12 protein-coding genes are annotated in these 16,141 nt (G+C 74.0%); 9 read left to right on the forward strand and 3 right to left on the reverse strand.

The window, feature by feature from the left end:
- Window positions 1-95 precede the first annotated feature (95 nt).
- Together B7L92_RS24760 and B7L92_RS24765 are read left to right on the forward strand one after the other, a co-directional pair.
- Window positions 96-2,783, forward strand: a complete 2,688-nt coding sequence (locus B7L92_RS24760) for an NPCBM/NEW2 domain-containing protein (RefSeq protein WP_081239630.1) — start codon at window positions 96-98, stop codon at window positions 2,781-2,783.
- Between the two features lie 435 nt (window positions 2,784-3,218).
- Entirely contained in the window at window positions 3,219-5,270 is a 2,052-nt protein-coding gene (locus B7L92_RS24765; RefSeq protein WP_081239631.1) for a galactose-binding domain-containing protein, read from the forward strand.
- 69 nt (window positions 5,271-5,339) lie between these two features.
- Here the strand turns inward: B7L92_RS24765 and B7L92_RS24770 are convergent, their stop codons facing one another.
- Window positions 5,340-6,923 carry a glycerol-3-phosphate dehydrogenase/oxidase gene (locus tag B7L92_RS24770; protein WP_081239632.1) on the reverse strand — a complete coding sequence of 528 codons (1,584 nt, stop codon included), beginning with the start codon at window positions 6,921-6,923 and terminating at the stop codon, window positions 5,340-5,342.
- A complete protein-coding gene (locus B7L92_RS24775; RefSeq protein WP_078495460.1) occupies window positions 6,920-7,519 on the reverse strand; it encodes a TetR/AcrR family transcriptional regulator in 600 nt (199 codons plus the stop codon). The genes B7L92_RS24770 and B7L92_RS24775 overlap by 4 nt, the downstream gene beginning before the upstream one ends.
- A gap of 88 nt (window positions 7,520-7,607) precedes the next feature.
- On the opposite strand from B7L92_RS24775, the gene B7L92_RS24780 reads away from it, so the two are divergent.
- The 7 genes from B7L92_RS24780 to B7L92_RS24810 all read left to right on the forward strand — a co-directional run bounded on the left by B7L92_RS24780 (window position 7,608) and on the right by B7L92_RS24810 (window position 15,552).
- Window positions 7,608-9,197, forward strand: coding sequence for an FAD-binding oxidoreductase (locus tag B7L92_RS24780; RefSeq protein ID WP_081239643.1), 1,590 nt, complete (start codon window positions 7,608-7,610; stop codon window positions 9,195-9,197).
- Window positions 9,198-9,254: 57 nt separating this feature from the next.
- On the forward strand, window positions 9,255-10,136 hold the full coding sequence (locus tag B7L92_RS24785) for a YegS/Rv2252/BmrU family lipid kinase (RefSeq protein WP_081239633.1): 882 nt from the start codon (window positions 9,255-9,257) through the stop codon (window positions 10,134-10,136).
- A 350-nt stretch (window positions 10,137-10,486) separates the two neighbouring features.
- Window positions 10,487-10,942 (forward strand): Fur family transcriptional regulator, encoded by a 456-nt coding sequence (locus B7L92_RS24790; protein ID WP_081239634.1) that lies wholly within the window; start codon window positions 10,487-10,489, stop codon window positions 10,940-10,942.
- A 15-nt stretch (window positions 10,943-10,957) separates the two neighbouring features.
- A complete protein-coding gene (gene katG, locus B7L92_RS24795) occupies window positions 10,958-13,180 on the forward strand; it encodes a catalase/peroxidase HPI (protein WP_081239635.1) in 2,223 nt (740 codons plus the stop codon).
- A gap of 236 nt (window positions 13,181-13,416) precedes the next feature.
- A complete protein-coding gene (locus tag B7L92_RS24800) occupies window positions 13,417-13,941 on the forward strand; it encodes a hypothetical protein (RefSeq protein ID WP_081239636.1) in 525 nt (174 codons plus the stop codon).
- Window positions 13,942-14,637: 696 nt separating this feature from the next.
- Entirely contained in the window at window positions 14,638-14,883 is a 246-nt protein-coding gene (locus tag B7L92_RS24805; protein ID WP_143626371.1) for a hypothetical protein, read from the forward strand.
- A gap of 84 nt (window positions 14,884-14,967) precedes the next feature.
- Window positions 14,968-15,552: a hypothetical protein gene (locus B7L92_RS24810; RefSeq protein ID WP_255311122.1), complete on the forward strand. Its 585-nt coding sequence runs from the start codon at window positions 14,968-14,970 to the stop codon at window positions 15,550-15,552.
- A gap of 41 nt (window positions 15,553-15,593) precedes the next feature.
- Here B7L92_RS24810 and B7L92_RS24815 read toward each other — a convergent pair whose 3' ends face one another.
- Window positions 15,594-16,016, reverse strand: coding sequence for a DUF350 domain-containing protein (locus tag B7L92_RS24815; RefSeq protein WP_081239639.1), 423 nt, complete (start codon window positions 16,014-16,016; stop codon window positions 15,594-15,596).
- Between the last annotated feature and the right edge of the window lie 125 nt (window positions 16,017-16,141).

Consider the following 16,141-nt stretch of genomic DNA (forward strand, 5'->3'; position numbering starts at 1 on the left):
TGGGAAAAAAGGGGATTGAAGTACCGGCTGAGGGGAATTGATGTCACGGAACCAGGAGTGACAACGATGTCTCACCTCTTGGACGGAGGCCTTCGGTGCTCAGCTCGTCGCGCACGTCGCCGGACACACCACGCCAGTCCCTCCTCCCCGCCTGCCTCGCCCTCCTCCTCGGCGCCCTGCTGGCCCTGGGCACCCCCGCCGTCGCGGCGCACACCGCCGCGCGGGACGGGGACGGCTGGACCGTACGGCAACCCGGTGGCCGGCACGACGGTGTCGCGGCGGTCGTCCGCCTCGACGCCACGGACGGCACCGTGACCCTCGCCGCCCGCAAGGACGGCACCACGGTGCTGGAGGCCGCTCCCGTCGGCATCGTCACCGACGACGCCGACCTCACCTCCGGCCTGCGGCCGGTGTCCCGCACCACCCGGCAGGTGGCCGAGCGGTACACCATGACCACCGGCAAGCAGCTCCACCGCACCGTCCGGATGACCGAGACCCGGTTCTCCTTCACGGGCCGGGGCGGCGCCCGGCTCGACCTGCTGGTCCGGGTCTCCGACGACGGCATCGCCTACCGCTACGTCCTGCCCGGCAGCGGCGACGTCACCGTCGAGCGCGAGGCGTCCGCGTTCCGGCTCCCGGACTCCGCACGCGCCTGGCTCGCGCCCTACACCCCCAACTACGAACGCGTCTACCAGCCGGGCGGAGCGGCGGACGCCGCCGACGGCTCCTACGCGTACCCGGCCCTCTTCCAGGTGGGCGGTACCTACGCCCTGCTCACCGAGTCGGACGTCGACGGCCGCTACGCCGCGAGCCGCCTCGTCCACGAGAAGGGCAGCGGGCGGTACGCGGTCCGGCTGGCCGACCCCGCCGTCACCTCCACCGGGCCGCTCGCCACGCCCTGGCGGACGGCCGTCATCGGGGACCTCGCCACCGTCACGGAGTCCACCCTCGTCGACGACCTCGCGCCGGCCTCCCGCATCGCGGACACCTCGTGGATCCGGCCCGGCAAGGTCGCCTGGTCCTGGCTGGACGGGTTCGCCACCGCCCAGCGCAGCCTCGCCGTCCAGCAGCGCTTCGTCGACTACGGCGCCGCGCACGGCTGGCCGTACACCCTGGTCGACGACGGCTGGAAGACCACCGACTGGATGCCACGGCTGATCGAGTACGCCCGCGAGCGGGGCGTGGGCGTCCTGCTGTGGGTGCACTACACCGACCTGGACACGGCCGCGGAGCGCGCCGAGTTCCTGCCCCGGGTGAAGAAGTGGGGCGCGGCCGGACTCAAGATCGACTTCATGGACTCCGACTCCCAGGAACGCTTCCGCTGGTACGACGAGATCCTGAGGGACACCGCCCGCGAGAAGCTGCTGGTGAACTTCCACGGGGCGACCCTCCCCAAGGGGATCCAGCGGACCTGGCCGCACGTGATGACGCTGGAGGCGGTCTACGGAGCCGAGTACGGGAACGTCCCGGCCACCGGCCTGACGACCCTGCCGTACACCCGCAACGTCGTCGGCTCGATGGACTACACCCCGATGGCCTTCCAGTTCGGCACCCGCACCGTCTCCGACGCCGCCGAACTCGCCCTGTCCGTGGTCTACGAATCCGGTTTCCAGAACTTCGCCGGGTCGATCCGCGCCTACCGGGACCGTCCCGAGCTCGAGCGGTTCCTGGAGCAGGTGCCCACCGTGTGGGACGAGTCGCGGCTGCTGTCCGGGCGGCCCGGGGAGGGGGCGACGTTCGCCCGGCGGCACGGGGAGCGCTGGTTCCTCGGCGGTGTCCGCTCCGGGCCGGCCGGGACGCAGGAGGTGCCCCTGGACTTCCTCGGTGGCGGGCGGTGGCTGGCGGAGACCGTACGGGACGGTGACGACGGCCTGGTCCGCGACCGGCGGGTGGTCACCCGCCAGGACACCCTGAGCGTCCCGGTGGCCGCGCACGGCGGTTTCGCCGGACTCGTCTGCCGGGCGGTGCCCGGCCGTGACACCTGCGACCGGCCGGTGGCGCGCCTGCCGCTGACCGAGCTGACCGTGCGGCCGGCCAGGACCGAGGTCGACGCCGGCGCGTCCGTCGACGTCACCGGCCGGTTCGCGGTGGAGGAGTTCGGGCCGGCCGCGGACGTCGCGCTGTCGGTGCGGGCCCCCGAGGGCTGGACCGTGCAGGGCGGCGACCCCCGGGCCGAGGAGCTGCCCACGGGGCACGACCTGACGGGCGACTGGGCGGTGAGCGTGCCGCGGGACGCGGAGCACGGCAACCACGACCTGGTGGTGACCGCGGAGTACCGCTCCCCGGACCGGCCGGGGACCGGTGTGCTCCGCGTCGAGCGCACCGTCCGCGTGTTCGTCTCACCGCCGGGTGTCGACTACGTCAGCGACCTGCCGTTCGCCGCCGAGCGCAACGGCTGGGGGCCGGTCGAACGCGACCTGTCCAACGGCGAGCGCGACGCGGCCGACGGAGGGCCGCTGAGCATCCGCGGCACCGAGTACGCCAAGGGGCTCGGCATGCATGCCGTTGGAGAGGTCGTCGTCGAACTCGACGGTACCCACCGGCGGTTCGCGGCCACCGTGGGAGTCGACGACGAGGTCGGCGGCAGGGGCGGCGTGGTGTTCGAGGTCCTCGCGGACGGTGCGGCGGTGGCGACCACGGAGGTGCTCCGGGGCACGGACGCGGCCCGGCACCTTGAGGTCGACGTCACCGGAGTGCGGCGGCTCACCCTGCGCGTCACGGACGGGGGAGACGGCGTCGACTTCGACCACGCCGACTGGGCGGACGCGCGGCTGCTGACGTAGGGCCCCGGCGGAAGGACGCACACGGGCGGGCCCGCCACCGGGGTGGCGGGCCCGCCCGGCACGACCACCGCCGCCGGGCCGGAACGCGGGCGGGCCCGCCGCCCCCAGGACCTCGGGCGGGGGCGCCGCCTCGTCGGGGTTCGCGGACAGCTCTCCGAGGGTCCCCCGGAGGCAACGGCCGACGTCGGACGAGCCCGCCGTCCCGCCCGCCGAGCAGCCCTCGACCTCGCGGCCCCGCCGGGGCGGGTGTGCCGTTCGGCGACAGTCCCCGGGAAGCGCCTCACGGGTCACGCCCGCCGGCAGTGACGCGACGGTTCCCCCCGAAGCCGTTCGAACCGGGTGTTCCGGGCCCTTGACGCCCTACGCGCCAGTAGCGATCCTCTGCTCATACCTTGCACGGTCCATGACAATCCTGTCGGTGGAGGGACGTGCGCGATGACCACGTACCGCGGACGGCGCCGCGTCACCCTCGTGTCGCTGCTGCTCATCGTCCTCGCCGCGGCCTTCGGGCCCACGCCCAGCTCGGCGGCCGACGGCGACTGGTGGGAGCCGACCGCGCGGCCGGCCCCGGACGCGCGGATCGGCGTCACCGGCGCGCCGTTCACGGGCACCGGTGACGGCGGCGAGGTGCGCGGGTTCGTCGACGCGCACAACCACATCATGTCCAACGAGGCGTTCGGCGGCCGGCTCATCTGCGGCAGGCCGTTCTCCGCGAAGGGGATCGCCGACGCGCTCAAGGACTGTCCCGAGCACTACCCCGACGGCTCCCTGGCCGTCTTCGACTTCATCGTCAACGGCGGTGACGGCAGGCACGATCCGGACGGCTGGCCCACCTTCGCGGACTGGCCCGCGCACGACTCCCTGACCCACCAGCAGAACTACTACGCCTGGATCGAGCGGGCCTGGCGCGGTGGACAGCGCGTGCTGGTCAACGACCTCGTCACCAACGGGGTGATCTGCTCGGTGTACTTCTTCAAGGACCGCGGCTGCGACGAGATGACGTCCATCCGGCTGCAGGCGAAGCTGACCTACGACATGCAGGCCTACGTCGACGGGATGTACGGCGGGCCGGGCAAGGGCTGGTTCCGGATCGTCACCGACAGCGCACAGGCCCGCGAGGTCGTCGAGCAGGGCAAACTCGCGGTCGTCCTCGGCGTCGAGACCTCGGAACCGTTCGGGTGCAAGCAGATCCTGGACGTCGCGCAGTGCGACAAGGACGACATCGACGCCGGGCTGGACGAGTTGTACGCGCTGGGCGTGCGCAGCATGTTCCTGTGCCACAAGTTCGACAACGCGCTGTGCGGGGTCCGCTTCGACGAGGGCGCGCTCGGCACCGCGATCAACGTCGGGCAGTTCCTGTCGACCGGCACCTTCTGGCGGACGGAGCGGTGCACCGGCCCCCAGCACGACAACCCGATCGGCCTGGCCTCCGCGCCGGAGGCGGAGAAGAGGCTCCCGGCGGGCGTGCGGGTCCCCTCGTACGACGAGGGCGCCCGGTGCAACGTCCGCGGGCTCACCGCACTCGGCGAGTACGCCGTGCGCGGCATGATGGAACGCAACATGATGCTCGAGATCGACCACATGAGCGTCAAGGCCACCGGCCGGGTCCTCGACCTCTTCGAGGCCGAGTCGTACCCCGGCGTGCTCTCCTCGCACAGCTGGATGGACCTGGACTGGACCGAGCGGGTCTACGGCCTCGGCGGCTTCGTCGCCCAGTACATGAACGGCTCGGAGCACTTCGTCGCGGAGGCGGGGCGCACCGAGGCGCTGCGCGACGAGTACGGCGTGGGCTACGGCTACGGCACGGACATGAACGGCGTCGGCGGCTGGCCGGCCCCGCGCGGCGCGGACGCCCCGAACCCCGTCACCTACCCCTTCCGCAGCGTCGACGGCGGCTCCGTCATCGACCGGCAGACCACCGGCGAGCGCACCTGGGACCTGAACACCGACGGAGCCGCGCACTACGGGCTCGTCCCCGACTGGATCGAGGACATCCGGCGGGTCGGCGGGCAGGACGTGGTGGACGACCTCTTCCGGGGCGCCGAGTCCTACCTCGGCACCTGGGGCGCCGCCGAGCGGCACCGGGCCGACGCCGACCTCGCCGAGGGCGCGTCGGTGACGGCCAGTTCGACGGAGTGGAACCCGTTCACGAGCTACGCGCCCGGACGCGCCGTGGACGGCGACCGGGGCACCCGCTGGGCCAGTGACTGGAGCGACGACCAGTGGCTGCGGATCGACCTCGGCGCCGTCCACCGGGTCGGACGCGTCACGCTCGACTGGGAGCGCGCGTACGGGAGGGCGTACCGCGTCGAACTCTCCACCGACGGCGTGAACTGGCGGACCGTCTGGTCCACGGCGTCCGGCGACGGCGGCCTGGACACGGCCCGGTTCACCGCCGCACCGGCCCGCCAGTTGCGCATCCGCTTCCTGGACCGGGGCACCGAGTGGGGCTACTCGCTCCACGAGGTCGGCGTCCACAGCGGGTGACGCCCGGTTCCGGCCCGTCCGGCGGGCGGGAACCGGTCACCGCGGCAGCGGCGTCGCGCACCCGCGTGTTCAGCCCCGCCGTGCCGCGGCGCCGTCCAGCAGGTCGCGCACCGCGTCCAGGGCCGCCGCGCGGTCGGCGGGCACCAGCCCGATGCGGGTACGGCGGTCGAGGAGGTCGTCCTCGTCGAGCGCCCCCTCGTGGCGCAGCGCCCAGAGCAGTTCGGCGCCGGTGACGGGGTACGAGGGCAGGACCGGCTCGCGGAGCCGGGCGTCCCGCGCGCCGAGTGCGTGGACGGCCGGTGCCTCGGTGCCGTGGCGTCGCACCAGGCGGCGCGGTGCGGGCAGGGCGCCGAGGACGTGCGGCGCCGCGGCGCCCACCAGCGGCAGGGACGCGGTGACGGACGGGCCGGCCGGCAGGCGGCGGACGCGGACGGCCGTGTCGACGGCGTCCTGGGCCATGCGCCGGTAGGTGGTGAGCTTGCCGCCGACGACGGTGACGACCCCCTCGGACGAGGTGAGCACGGCGTGCCGCCGCGAGATGTCGGAGGTCCTCGTCGCGTTCGCCGCCCCGGAAGCGTCGGCCGTGTCCAGCAGCGGGCGCAGTCCGGCGAACGCCCCGACGACGGCGTCGCGGTGGACCGGGACGTCCAGGACGGAGCCGAGGACGTCGAGGAGGAAGCCGATGTCCGACTCGGGCGCCTCGGGGACGTCGGGGACGTCGCCGTCCACGGGCTCGTCGGTGAGCCCGACGTAGACCCGGCCGTCGTCCTGGGGCAGGACGAGCACGAAGCGGTTGTTCTCCCCGGGGATCGGGATGTGCAGGCCCGCCGGCAGGGGGCCGAGGCAGTCGGGGCGCAGCACGAGGTGGGTGCCGCGCGAGGGCCGGATGCGGATGCCGTCGACGAGGCCGCCCGCCCAGACGCCGGAGGCGTTGATCACCGCGCGGGCGCGGATCGCGCCCTCCCCGCCGGTGAGTTCGTCGCGGACCCGGGCCCCCGTGGAGGTCAGCTCCAGGGCCCGGGTCCGGGTCAGGATCCGGGCGCCGTGCGCGGCGGCCGTGCGGGCGAGGGCGGTCACCAGGCGGGCGTCGTCGGTGAGCCGGCCGTCCCAGGACAGCAGTCCGCCGCGCAGGCCGTCGCCCCGCAGGGCGGGGGCGAGGTGGCGGGTCTCCACCGGGGAGAGCCGGCGCGGCGGCGGCAGGGTGGCCCGTGCGGTGCGGGCGGCCAGGCGCAGGGCGTCGCCGGCCCGGAGACCGGCCCGGGCCAGCGCCGCCTGGCCGCGGGAGACCATCGGGGTCAGGGGCAGCACGAACGGCTGGGCGCGCACCAGGTGCGGCGCGGTGCGCTCCATCAGCACCCCGCGCTCCACCGCGCTCTCGTGGGCGACGTCGAGCTGGGCGGAGGCGAGGTAGCGCAGCCCGCCGTGGACGAGCTTGCTGCTGAAGCGGGAGGTGCCGAAGGCCAGGTCGTGGGCGTCGACGGCGGCCACGCTCAGGCCGCGTGACGCGGCGTCCAGCGCGGCCCCGGCGCCGGTGGCGCCGAGCCCGACGACCAGGACGTCGACGACCGGGCCGTCCACGGTCTCCGTCAGCTCGCGGGCGCGCCGGGCGGCGGACAGGGAGGAGCCCGGGGGCGGGCCGCTGGGTGAGTTCACGGGGCGAGGGTCCTCTCCAGGGTGTGTCGCAGCTCCGCGAGGAAGGCCTCGGTGGTGAGGTCGGGGTCGTCCTCGTCGGTCATGGTCCGCAGGGACAGGGTGAAGGACTGGGCGATCAGCAGTACGGCGCGCGCCTGCCGCTCGGTGTGCCCGACGCGCACCGAGCCGTCCGCGTGCCCTTCGCGCAGGGCGTCGGCCAGCAGCTGCAGGAGGGTGTCCTGGCTCGCGCCGCGCCGGTCCAGCACGTAGGGGAGCAGCAGTTCGGGGTCGACTTCGAGGATCTTGCGGAAGAGCGGGTGCTCGCCGAGGGCGCGCACCGCCGCCACCAGCCCGTCGACGAGCGGGCCGCGCAGGGGCGTGCCCGGCCGGCGCTCGGGCATGGCCGCGGTGGCCACCCCGATCCACTCCCGGGTCATCAGGTCGCCGACCAGGGAGCGCACATCGGGCCACCGCCGGTAGAGCGTCATCCGGGAGACCCCCGCGCGACGGGCCACGTCGGTCAGCGTGGTGCGGCGGACCCCGACGGCCAGGACGCAGTCGCGGACCGCGTCGAGCACCGCGTCGTTGTCCGAACGGTTGTGACGAATAGGCGTCATGTGTCACAGTGTAACGCCCCGTGAGGCCGTCGGCGACGGCATCGCCCATTCCGACCGGTGGAGGACGACGTCCATGGAAGCCAGGGACATGCTGTGGAGCGGCTGGGGCGACCCGGCCGAGGCGGCGCCGCTGCCCGACACGGTGATCGGGCTGCTGCGCGATCTGCTCGGCGTCGAGCCGCGCGGGAGCGGGCCGGTCGCCCTGGAGGACGTCACGGTCCCCGAACCGCAATGGGAACCGGCCGCCCGTCGCGCCCTGGTGGCCGCCGTCGGCGGCGAGGAACACGTGCGCACCGATCCGGAGGCACGGATCCGGCACACCCGCGGCAAGTCCACCCCCGACCTGCTGCGCATCCGCGCGGGAGACGTCACCGACGTCCCGGCGGCCGTCGTGCTCCCGGCCGGCCACGACGAGGTGCTCGCCGTCCTCGGCGCCTGCGCCGAACACGGCCTCGCCGCGGTGCCGTTCGGCGGCGGCACCTCCGTCGTCGGCGGACTCGCCCCCGAGCGGCGCGGCCCCTTCGTCGCCCTGGACCTGCGGCGCATGGACGGCCTGCTCGCCCTCGACCCGGTCTCCCGCACCGCCACCCTGCAGCCCGGCCTGCGCGCCCCGCGGGCCGAGGCGCTGCTCGCCGAACACGGTTTCACCCTCGGCCACTTCCCCCAGTCCTACGAGTGGGCCACCATCGGGGGCTTCGCCGCCACCCGCTCCAGCGGCCAGGCGTCCGCCGGGTACGGCCGCTTCGACGAGATGGTGCTCGGCCTCACCCTCGCCACGCCGCGGGGCACCCTGGACACCGGCCGCGCCCCGCGCTCGGCCGCCGGGCCCGACCTGCGCCAGTTGGTCCTGGGCTCCGAAGGGGCCTTCGGCGTCATCACGGCGGTGACGGTACGGATCCGCCCCGTCCCGCCCGTCCGCGTGTACGAGGGCTGGCGCTTCGGCTCCTTCGAGGAGGGGGCCACCGCACTGCGCCGGCTCGCCCAGGACGGCCCGCGCCCGACGGTGCTGCGCCTGTCCGACGAGACCGAGACGCTGGTCGGCCTCGCCCAGCCCGACGCGATCGGTTCCGGCCCGCGGGAGTCCTCGGCCGGATGCCTGGCCGTCGTCGGCCACGAGGGCACCGAGGAGGACACCGCCCACCGCGGGGAACGCGCCGCGGCCGTCCTGCGCGCGTGCGGCGGAACGCCCCTGGGCGAGGAGCCGGGGCGGCGCTGGGCCGACGGCCGCTACTCGGCGCCGTACCTGCGCGACGCGCTCCTCGACGCCGGGGCGCTGGTGGAGACGCTCGAGACGGCGACGTTCTGGTCCCGTGTCCCCGAGCTGTACGCCGCCGTCCGCGACGCCCTGACCGGGACGCTCACCGAGGCCGGCACCCCGCCCCTGGTGATGTGCCACATCTCCCACGTCTACGAGAACGGCGCCTCGCTGTACTTCACCGTGGTCTCGGCGCAGGGCGAGGACGCCGTGGCGCACTGGACGCGCGCCAAGCACGCCGCCAACGAGGCGATCCTCGCCGCGGGCGGCACCATCAGCCACCACCACGGCGTCGGCACCGACCACCGGGACTGGTACCTCCGCGAGGCCGGCCCCCTGGGCGTGGACGCCCTGCGCGCGGTGAAGCGGCGGCTGGACCCGGACGGCGTGCTCAACCCCGGCGTGCTCCTGCCCGCCGACTGAACCGCACCCCGGCAGATCCCCTTCCGTCATCATCCCGTCGGCGCCCGGAGGCACCCGATGCGACAGTTCACCGCCGTCGTCAACCCCAGCGCGGGCGGAGCCGGCGGCGCCGCCGCCCTCCTCGCCCTCGCGCGGCTGCTGAGGGAGGCCGGGGCCGACCTGCGGACCGAGTACAGCCGCAGCCTGGACCACGCGCGGGAGGTGGCCCGCACCGCCGGGGAACAGGGGCGGGTGGTCCTCGCCGTCGGCGGGGACGGCATCGCCGGCTGCGTCGGCGGCGCCCTGTCCGGGACCGGTGCCACGCTCGGCCTCGTCCCGGCCGGCCGCGGCAACGACTTCGCCCGGGCGCTCGGGCTGGACCCGGACCCGGCCGCCCTCTCCCGGACCCTGCTGCACGGCGACCCCCGGCCCGTCGACACCATCGAGGTCGAGTCGGCCGTGCACGACCGCACCGTCGTCCTCGGCAGCGTGTACGCCGGCGTGGACGCGCTCGCCAACCGCCACGCCAACCGGGCCAGGGTGCTGCGCGGCTCCGCCTCCTACTACGCGGGCGGTCTGCGCGCCGTCGCCGCCTGGCGGACGGCCCACTACCGGGTCACCGTCGACGGCGAGGAGCACCCGCACGCCGGGTACACGGTGGTCGCCGCCAACTCCGGCTACTACGGGTCCGGCCGGCTCATCGCGCCGGACGCCCGGGTGGACGACGGCCTGCTGGACGTGGTGATGATCCGTCAGGCCCCCCGGCGCCTGTTCTTCACCCTGATGAACGAGCTCAGGACGGGCGGTCACGTGCACCGGCCCGAGGTGCGGGTCCTGAGGGGCCGGGAGATCCGCATCACGGCCGACCGCGACGTCCCCTACGGCACCGACGGCGAGGTGGAGGCCGTCCTCCCGGTGACCGCCAGGGTCCTGCCCGGAGCACTGCGCGTGCTGTGCTGACGCGGGACGGCGGCTGCCCGTCCGAGCGGCGGAGGAGGCCGGCGCCACCGGAGGGCCGGGGTGCGTCGGCCGGTCTGCTGAGCCCAGCCGCCTCCTCGCCGAATTCGCCTCAGTGGTCCATTGGATGGCGGTGTGTCACCTGACGGATGACGGATGCCGCCCGGAGCGCGGACCCCCACCGGGAGCACGTCCGCGGGGGACGACGGCCCGCTCGTCCACGGTGACGCCGGGGCGACCTCGTCGTGAATCGGTGCGCAACTCGGGAGTCACCCGCCGTTACCGGACAAGCCCCAAGACTGGACTGGTTCGTTCTCTGGAATTGTTCATGTCCAGGACGCTAGTTTCTGCCCATGACCGCGTCCCGGCTCCCGTCCGCCGCCGAGGAGCTGCGCGGCGCCGGCCTGCGTGTGACGGCCGCCCGCGTCGCTCTGCTCGACACCGTCCGCCGGGGCGACCACCTCGAAGCCGAGGCGATCACCCGCGGGGTGCGGGAGCGCATCGGCCACGTCTCGGTGCAGGCGGTGTACGAGGCCCTCCACGCGCTCACGAAGGCGGGACTCCTGCGCCGGATCGAGCCGGCCGGCAGCCCCGCCCGGTACGAGGGGCGGGTCGGGGACAACCACCACCACCTCGTGTGCCGGTCCTGCGGTCTCGTCGCCGACGTCGACTGCGCGCTCGGCGACGCGCCCTGTCTGACCGCGTCCGACGGTCACGGCTTCGTGATCGACGAGGCCGAGGTCATCTACTGGGGCCTGTGCCCCGCCTGTTCCACCGCCCGCAGTGACGGAACTGCGCGACACCTTTAGCCCGGAAGGATCCCCATGACCGAGAACCACGACGCGATCGTCACCGACCCCAAGGCGGAGGAGGCGGGTGGCTGCCCGGTCGCGCACGGCCGCGCCCTCCATCCGACCCAGGGCGGCGGGAACCGCCAGTGGTGGCCGGAACGGCTCAACCTGAAGATCCTCGCCAAGAACCCGGCCGTGGCCAATCCGCTCGGTGAGGACTTCGACTACGCCGAGGCGTTCAAGGCCCTCGACCTGCCGGCCGTGAAACGCGACATCGCCGAGGTGCTGACGACCTCACAGGACTGGTGGCCGGCCGACTTCGGCCACTACGGCCCCTTCATGGTCCGCATGGCGTGGCACAGCGCGGGCACCTACCGCATCAGCGACGGCCGCGGCGGCGCCGGGGCCGGCCAGCAGCGCTTCGCCCCGCTCAACAGCTGGCCCGACAACGCCAACCTCGACAAGGCCCGCCGGCTGCTGTGGCCGGTCAAGAAGAAGTACGGCCGGAGCCTGTCCTGGGCCGACCTGCTGATCCTCGCCGGAAACGTCGCCCTGGAGTCGATGGGCTTCGAGACCTTCGGCTTCGCCGGTGGCCGCGAGGACGTCTGGGAGCCCGAGGAGGACGTGTACTGGGGCCCGGAGTCCACCTGGCTCGGCGACGAGCGCTACACCGGCGACCGCGAGCTGGAGAACCCCCTCGGCGCGGTCCAGATGGGGCTGATCTACGTCAACCCCGAGGGCCCGGGCGGCAACCCCGACCCGATCGCCGCGGCCCGCGACATCCGCGAGACGTTCCGCCGGATGGCGATGAACGACGAGGAGACCGTCGCCCTGATCGCCGGCGGCCACACCTTCGGCAAGACCCACGGCGCCGGCCCGGCGGACCACGTCGGCCCCGACCCCGAGGCCGCCACCCTCGAGGAGCAGGGCCTGGGCTGGAGGAACTCCTACGGCACCGGCAAGGGCGCGGACACCATTACGTCCGGCCTGGAGGTCACCTGGACCACCACGCCGACCCAGTGGGGCAACGGCTTCTTCAAGAACCTCTTCGAGTACGAGTACGAGCTCACCCGGAGCCCGGCCGGCGCCCAGCAGTGGGTGGCCAAGGACGCCCCGGAGATCATCCCGGACGCGTACGACCCGTCGAGGAAGCACCGTCCGACGATGCTCACCACCGACCTGTCGCTGCGCTTCGACCCGATCTACGAGCCGATCTCCCGCCGGTTCTACGAGAACCCGGAGGAGTTCGCGGACGCCTTCGCCCGCGCCTGGTACAAGCTGACCCACCGTGACATGGGCCCGAAGTCGCTGTACCTCGGCCCGGAGGTCCCGCAGGAGACGCTGCTGTGGCAGGACCCGCTGCCCGAGGCGGAGGGCGAGACCATCGACGCCGCGGACATCGCGGCCCTCAAGGCCAGGCTCCTCGACTCGGGCCTGACCGTCCCGCAGCTCGTGAGCACCGCGTGGGCGTCGGCCTCGACGTTCCGCGGCAGCGACAAGCGCGGCGGTGCCAACGGCGCGCGCATCCGCCTGGAGCCGCAGCGCGGCTGGGAGGCCAACGACCCCGACCGGCTGGCGCAGGTGCTGCGCACCCTCGAGGGCATCCAGCAGGAGTTCAACGCGAACTCCGGCGCGAAGAAGGTGTCCCTGGCCGACCTGATCGTGCTCGGCGGCTCCGCCGCCGTGGAGAAGGCGGCCAGGGACGCCGGCCACGACATCGAGGTGCCGTTCGTCCCGGGCCGGGTGGACGCGACCGAGGAGCACACGGACGCCGAGTCGTTCGCCGCGCTCGAGCCGACCGCCGACGGGTTCCGCAACTACCTCGGCAAGGGCAACCGGCTGCCGGCCGAGTACCTGCTGCTCGACCGGGCGAACCTGCTGACCCTGAGCGCCCCCGAGATGACGGTCCTCGTCGGCGGCCTGCGCGTCCTGGGCGCCAACCACGGGCAGTCCTCCCACGGCGTCCTCACCTCGACGCCCGGGGTGCTGACCAACGACTTCTTCGTTCACCTGCTCGACCTGGGCACGACGTGGGAGGCGACGTCCGCGGACCGGACGGCCTTCGAGGGCCGTGACGCGGCCACGGGTGAGGTGAAGTGGACCGGCACCCGGGCCGACCTCGTCTTCGGCTCGAACTCCGAACTGCGCGCGCTCGCGGAGGTCTACGCGAGCGACGACGCGAAGGAGAAGTTCGTGCGCGACTTCGTCAAGGCCTGGGACAAGGTCATGAACCTCGACCGGTTCGATCTCGTCTGATCCCTGCGCCCGACCGCTCCGCACGGCGTCCGGGCCGGCCCCACGGGTCGGCCCGGACGTGAACTCCCGTTCTGAGCACGGGAGAAGAGAAAAAATGATCTTTCGCTGGTGGCTTATTCGGCCGTGTCGTCGTGACGTTGTCGGTGTGGGGTAGCACAATGATCGGAAAAAGAGATCAACACCGGCGCCTCGCTGGGTAGACGGTCTCGAGTCCCGGCTCCGGAAAGGTACTGCTGATGCTCTCCACCGTCGACCAGGCAAACGCCCTCGTCGTCCTTCCGGCCGCGCGCCGCCGACGCCCCCGGACGGCCGTCGAGCCGGGCACGGCCACCACCGGACTCGGCGCGAGGACCGCCACGGCGGTCAGCCCGCCCGGCCCCTTCAAGAGCCGGGCCCGCGGAGAGCAGCCGGCGACCGCGCTCCGGACGGCCCCCTCCCGGTCGCGCGTGCCGCTCGGCAACGACCGCGTCGACGTGCTGCGCATCGTCTCCGATCCCCGCACCCCCACCTACGTCACCGTGTACGCGAACGGCCGCCGCAGGTACAGCTACTGGCGCCCGCTCGACTCCACCACCGGCATGGGAGGCTGCTACGCCGCCCTGCCCACCGCCGAGTGCGACGAACTGCACGCGGCGGGACGCATCGCGCTCGGGGAGCCCGTCGTGGACTCCAACCGGACGACGTACCGGGTCAGTCCGGCCGACCGGGTCCAGCCCCCCGTGTCGATACGCGTGGCGAGGGAGCGCAGGCACGCGGCGTGACCCGGGCGGGCAGCACGACGACCCCCGTCCCCCCGTCGAAGACGCGGCACCGCCCTCCAGCCGTGCCGCATCCGGACGGTGGGCTCCCGGTGGGCGTCCTGGTCGGCGGACCGGCTGATCCGGAGCGGACCGAGTCCGTCCGGGACCACGTGGTCGCCCGGCTCGGGGAAGACCGTCCCGGCCCGGCGCTCCCGCTCGGCGACGGTGCCGGTCGCGGTCTGCGGCGCGGAGGCGGCCGACAGCGTCCGGGCACCGAGACGCCGGTGCGCCCGGGTCCGGGGGCCGAGAGCCGTCCCGTCCTCGCGATTCCGCCTCATGAAGGTCCCGAACGGTGCCGAAGGGCACCGCGCCTTCGTCGTCGGCCGGACCGGGACGATGCCCCGAGCCGGACCGGCGTCCTCGGCGTCCTCGGCGGCCCGGCGCAGGGCCTCGAGGATCTCTCCCGCCGGGCCGCGCCCCTCGGGTGACGGAGCGGCGACCGCACCGAAGGCCGCACGGTGATCGGATTCCCTCCTTGCCGCCACGAGGTACTCGTTCCGGTCGCAAGCCGAGTGAAACTTTCGCCCCCGAAGCGGGGTGGAATGCGGTGCGTTGCGGGGGAGTCGCCTCCCGTCCTGCGAGACAAGGGGCGGGATGAGCCTTTCGACAGGTGGGCGAAAGCGGTCAATCCGAGGTGGTGCCTTTCTTGTCATTGTCATGCCCCTGAAGGGGTTTTTGATCTGGGAGCGCTCCTGCTCCGACTTCTTCCGGAGGTCCCCGGTGCGCTTCTCCCGACACCGGGTCCGCACCTGGACGGTGGCGGTCCTCGTGGCCGTCGTGAGCCTGGTCGTCGCCGCCCTCCTGCCGCACCCGAGCACCGCCGACAGTCTCGTTCCCGTGGCGCGGGCGGAGCCCGGTGCGGAGGACGACTGCGCCGTCCCCGGCACCGGCCCCCGGGAGTGAATCCCGCGCCGCGGGGGAGTGGGCGCCGCGGCGCGGGGGAAGACTGGCCGCCGAACGGCGAACCGGACCACGCACGGGGGCACCATGGCGGCGACCACGTCGGCGGACAGGACGCGCAGGGCACGCACCCGTCGCCGGGCCGGAGCGGCGGCGGCCCTGACGCTGCTGGCCGCCGCGACGGCGCTCGGCTGCGGCGGCCCGGACGAGCAGGACGGGACGTTTCGGGGCGGCGACGGACGCGTGCCGGAGTCGCGCTCCGCGGCGCCCTCGCCGAAATCCCCGCCCGTCGGCCGCACCGCCCGGGCCGAGCCCTCGGTGTCGGCGGCGGACGGGCACGACGTCGGTGCCTGCGCGGACGGGAACTGCGAGATCGCGGTCTCCGAACCGGTCACCCTCCGTTTCGAGGGACCGGCCGGCAGCGTGACGCTGTCCGTGACCGAGGTCGGCCCGAACAGGATCGAGTACACGGTGAAGTCGGGCAACGGCCATTCCCGGGCCGGAGTCGGCGGCCCCGGGCAGGGCTGTCTCACCGTCCTGCGCGGCAACGGCTCCGGCAACTCCTGCGGCCCGCTCGGCACCCGGCCGCCCCGCGCCGAGACCGGCGCGGTGGTCGTCCGGGCGGCGACCGGCGAGGACGGCACGGCACTCCTCCACGTCGTCTCGGGCTGACCGCGGGAAGGACCGCCGCCGGGGCGGCGAGGAGGCCGGCGTCAGGCGATGGACGCCGAGACGACGGCGGACACCGCGAGGTTGCAGGACGCCGTCACCCAGACCGCGGGGTGAGGCTCCGGCTCCACCAGTGTCGCGCCCAGGCGCCCGGGCGTGATGAGGTCCACCACCAGGAACGCCAGGGCCATCATCACCAGCCCCAGCAGCCCGAACGCCGCGGTCGACACCAGCCCTTTGCCGAAGTCCTCGTACGTCGTCCAGATGGACGTGAACACGATGCCGCCGATGCCGAGCAGCGAGGAGCTGAGCACCACGGCGGCGTTGCGGTTGCGCTCCTCCCAGATCTGCCGGCCGAGCTTTCCGGGCGTCAGGACGTCGACCAGGACGATGCCGAGGACCAGCAGGACCAGACCGAGTGCGCCGTAGGCGGTGGCCCGGCCGAGTCCGTTGACGATGTCGCTCATGGGTGGGGCCGGCTCCGTGGCGTGAGGGATCGTGAGTGATCGCGGTCAAGGGCGAGCAAAATGTAGCGCACCCGTTCGGTCTCCCGACCGGCGCGGTCCCCACCGCCCCGGGGGACGGGCGGGCG

The organism is Streptomyces viridosporus (assembly GCF_002078235.1).
In the GTDB taxonomy this organism is placed as follows: Bacteria; Actinomycetota; Actinomycetes; order Streptomycetales; family Streptomycetaceae; genus Streptomyces; species Streptomyces viridosporus.

Coding starts and splice junctions, on each gene's coding strand:
- B7L92_RS24765 (WP_081239631.1), top strand. CDS start 3,219: ATGACCACGTACCGCGGACGGCGCCGCGTCACCCTCGTGTCGCTGCTG.
- B7L92_RS24805 (WP_143626371.1), top strand. CDS start 14,638: ATGCCCCTGAAGGGGTTTTTGATCTGGGAGCGCTCCTGCTCCGACTTC.
- katG (WP_081239635.1), top strand. CDS start 10,958: ATGACCGAGAACCACGACGCGATCGTCACCGACCCCAAGGCGGAGGAG.
- B7L92_RS24785 (WP_081239633.1), top strand. CDS start 9,255: ATGCGACAGTTCACCGCCGTCGTCAACCCCAGCGCGGGCGGAGCCGGC.
- B7L92_RS24810 (WP_255311122.1), top strand. CDS start 14,968: ATGGCGGCGACCACGTCGGCGGACAGGACGCGCAGGGCACGCACCCGT.
- B7L92_RS24780 (WP_081239643.1), top strand. CDS start 7,608: ATGCTGTGGAGCGGCTGGGGCGACCCGGCCGAGGCGGCGCCGCTGCCC.
- B7L92_RS24815 (WP_081239639.1), bottom strand. CDS start 16,016: ATGAGCGACATCGTCAACGGACTCGGCCGGGCCACCGCCTACGGCGCA.
- B7L92_RS24790 (WP_081239634.1), top strand. CDS start 10,487: ATGACCGCGTCCCGGCTCCCGTCCGCCGCCGAGGAGCTGCGCGGCGCC.
- B7L92_RS24775 (WP_078495460.1), bottom strand. CDS start 7,519: ATGACGCCTATTCGTCACAACCGTTCGGACAACGACGCGGTGCTCGAC.
- B7L92_RS24800 (WP_081239636.1), top strand. CDS start 13,417: ATGCTCTCCACCGTCGACCAGGCAAACGCCCTCGTCGTCCTTCCGGCC.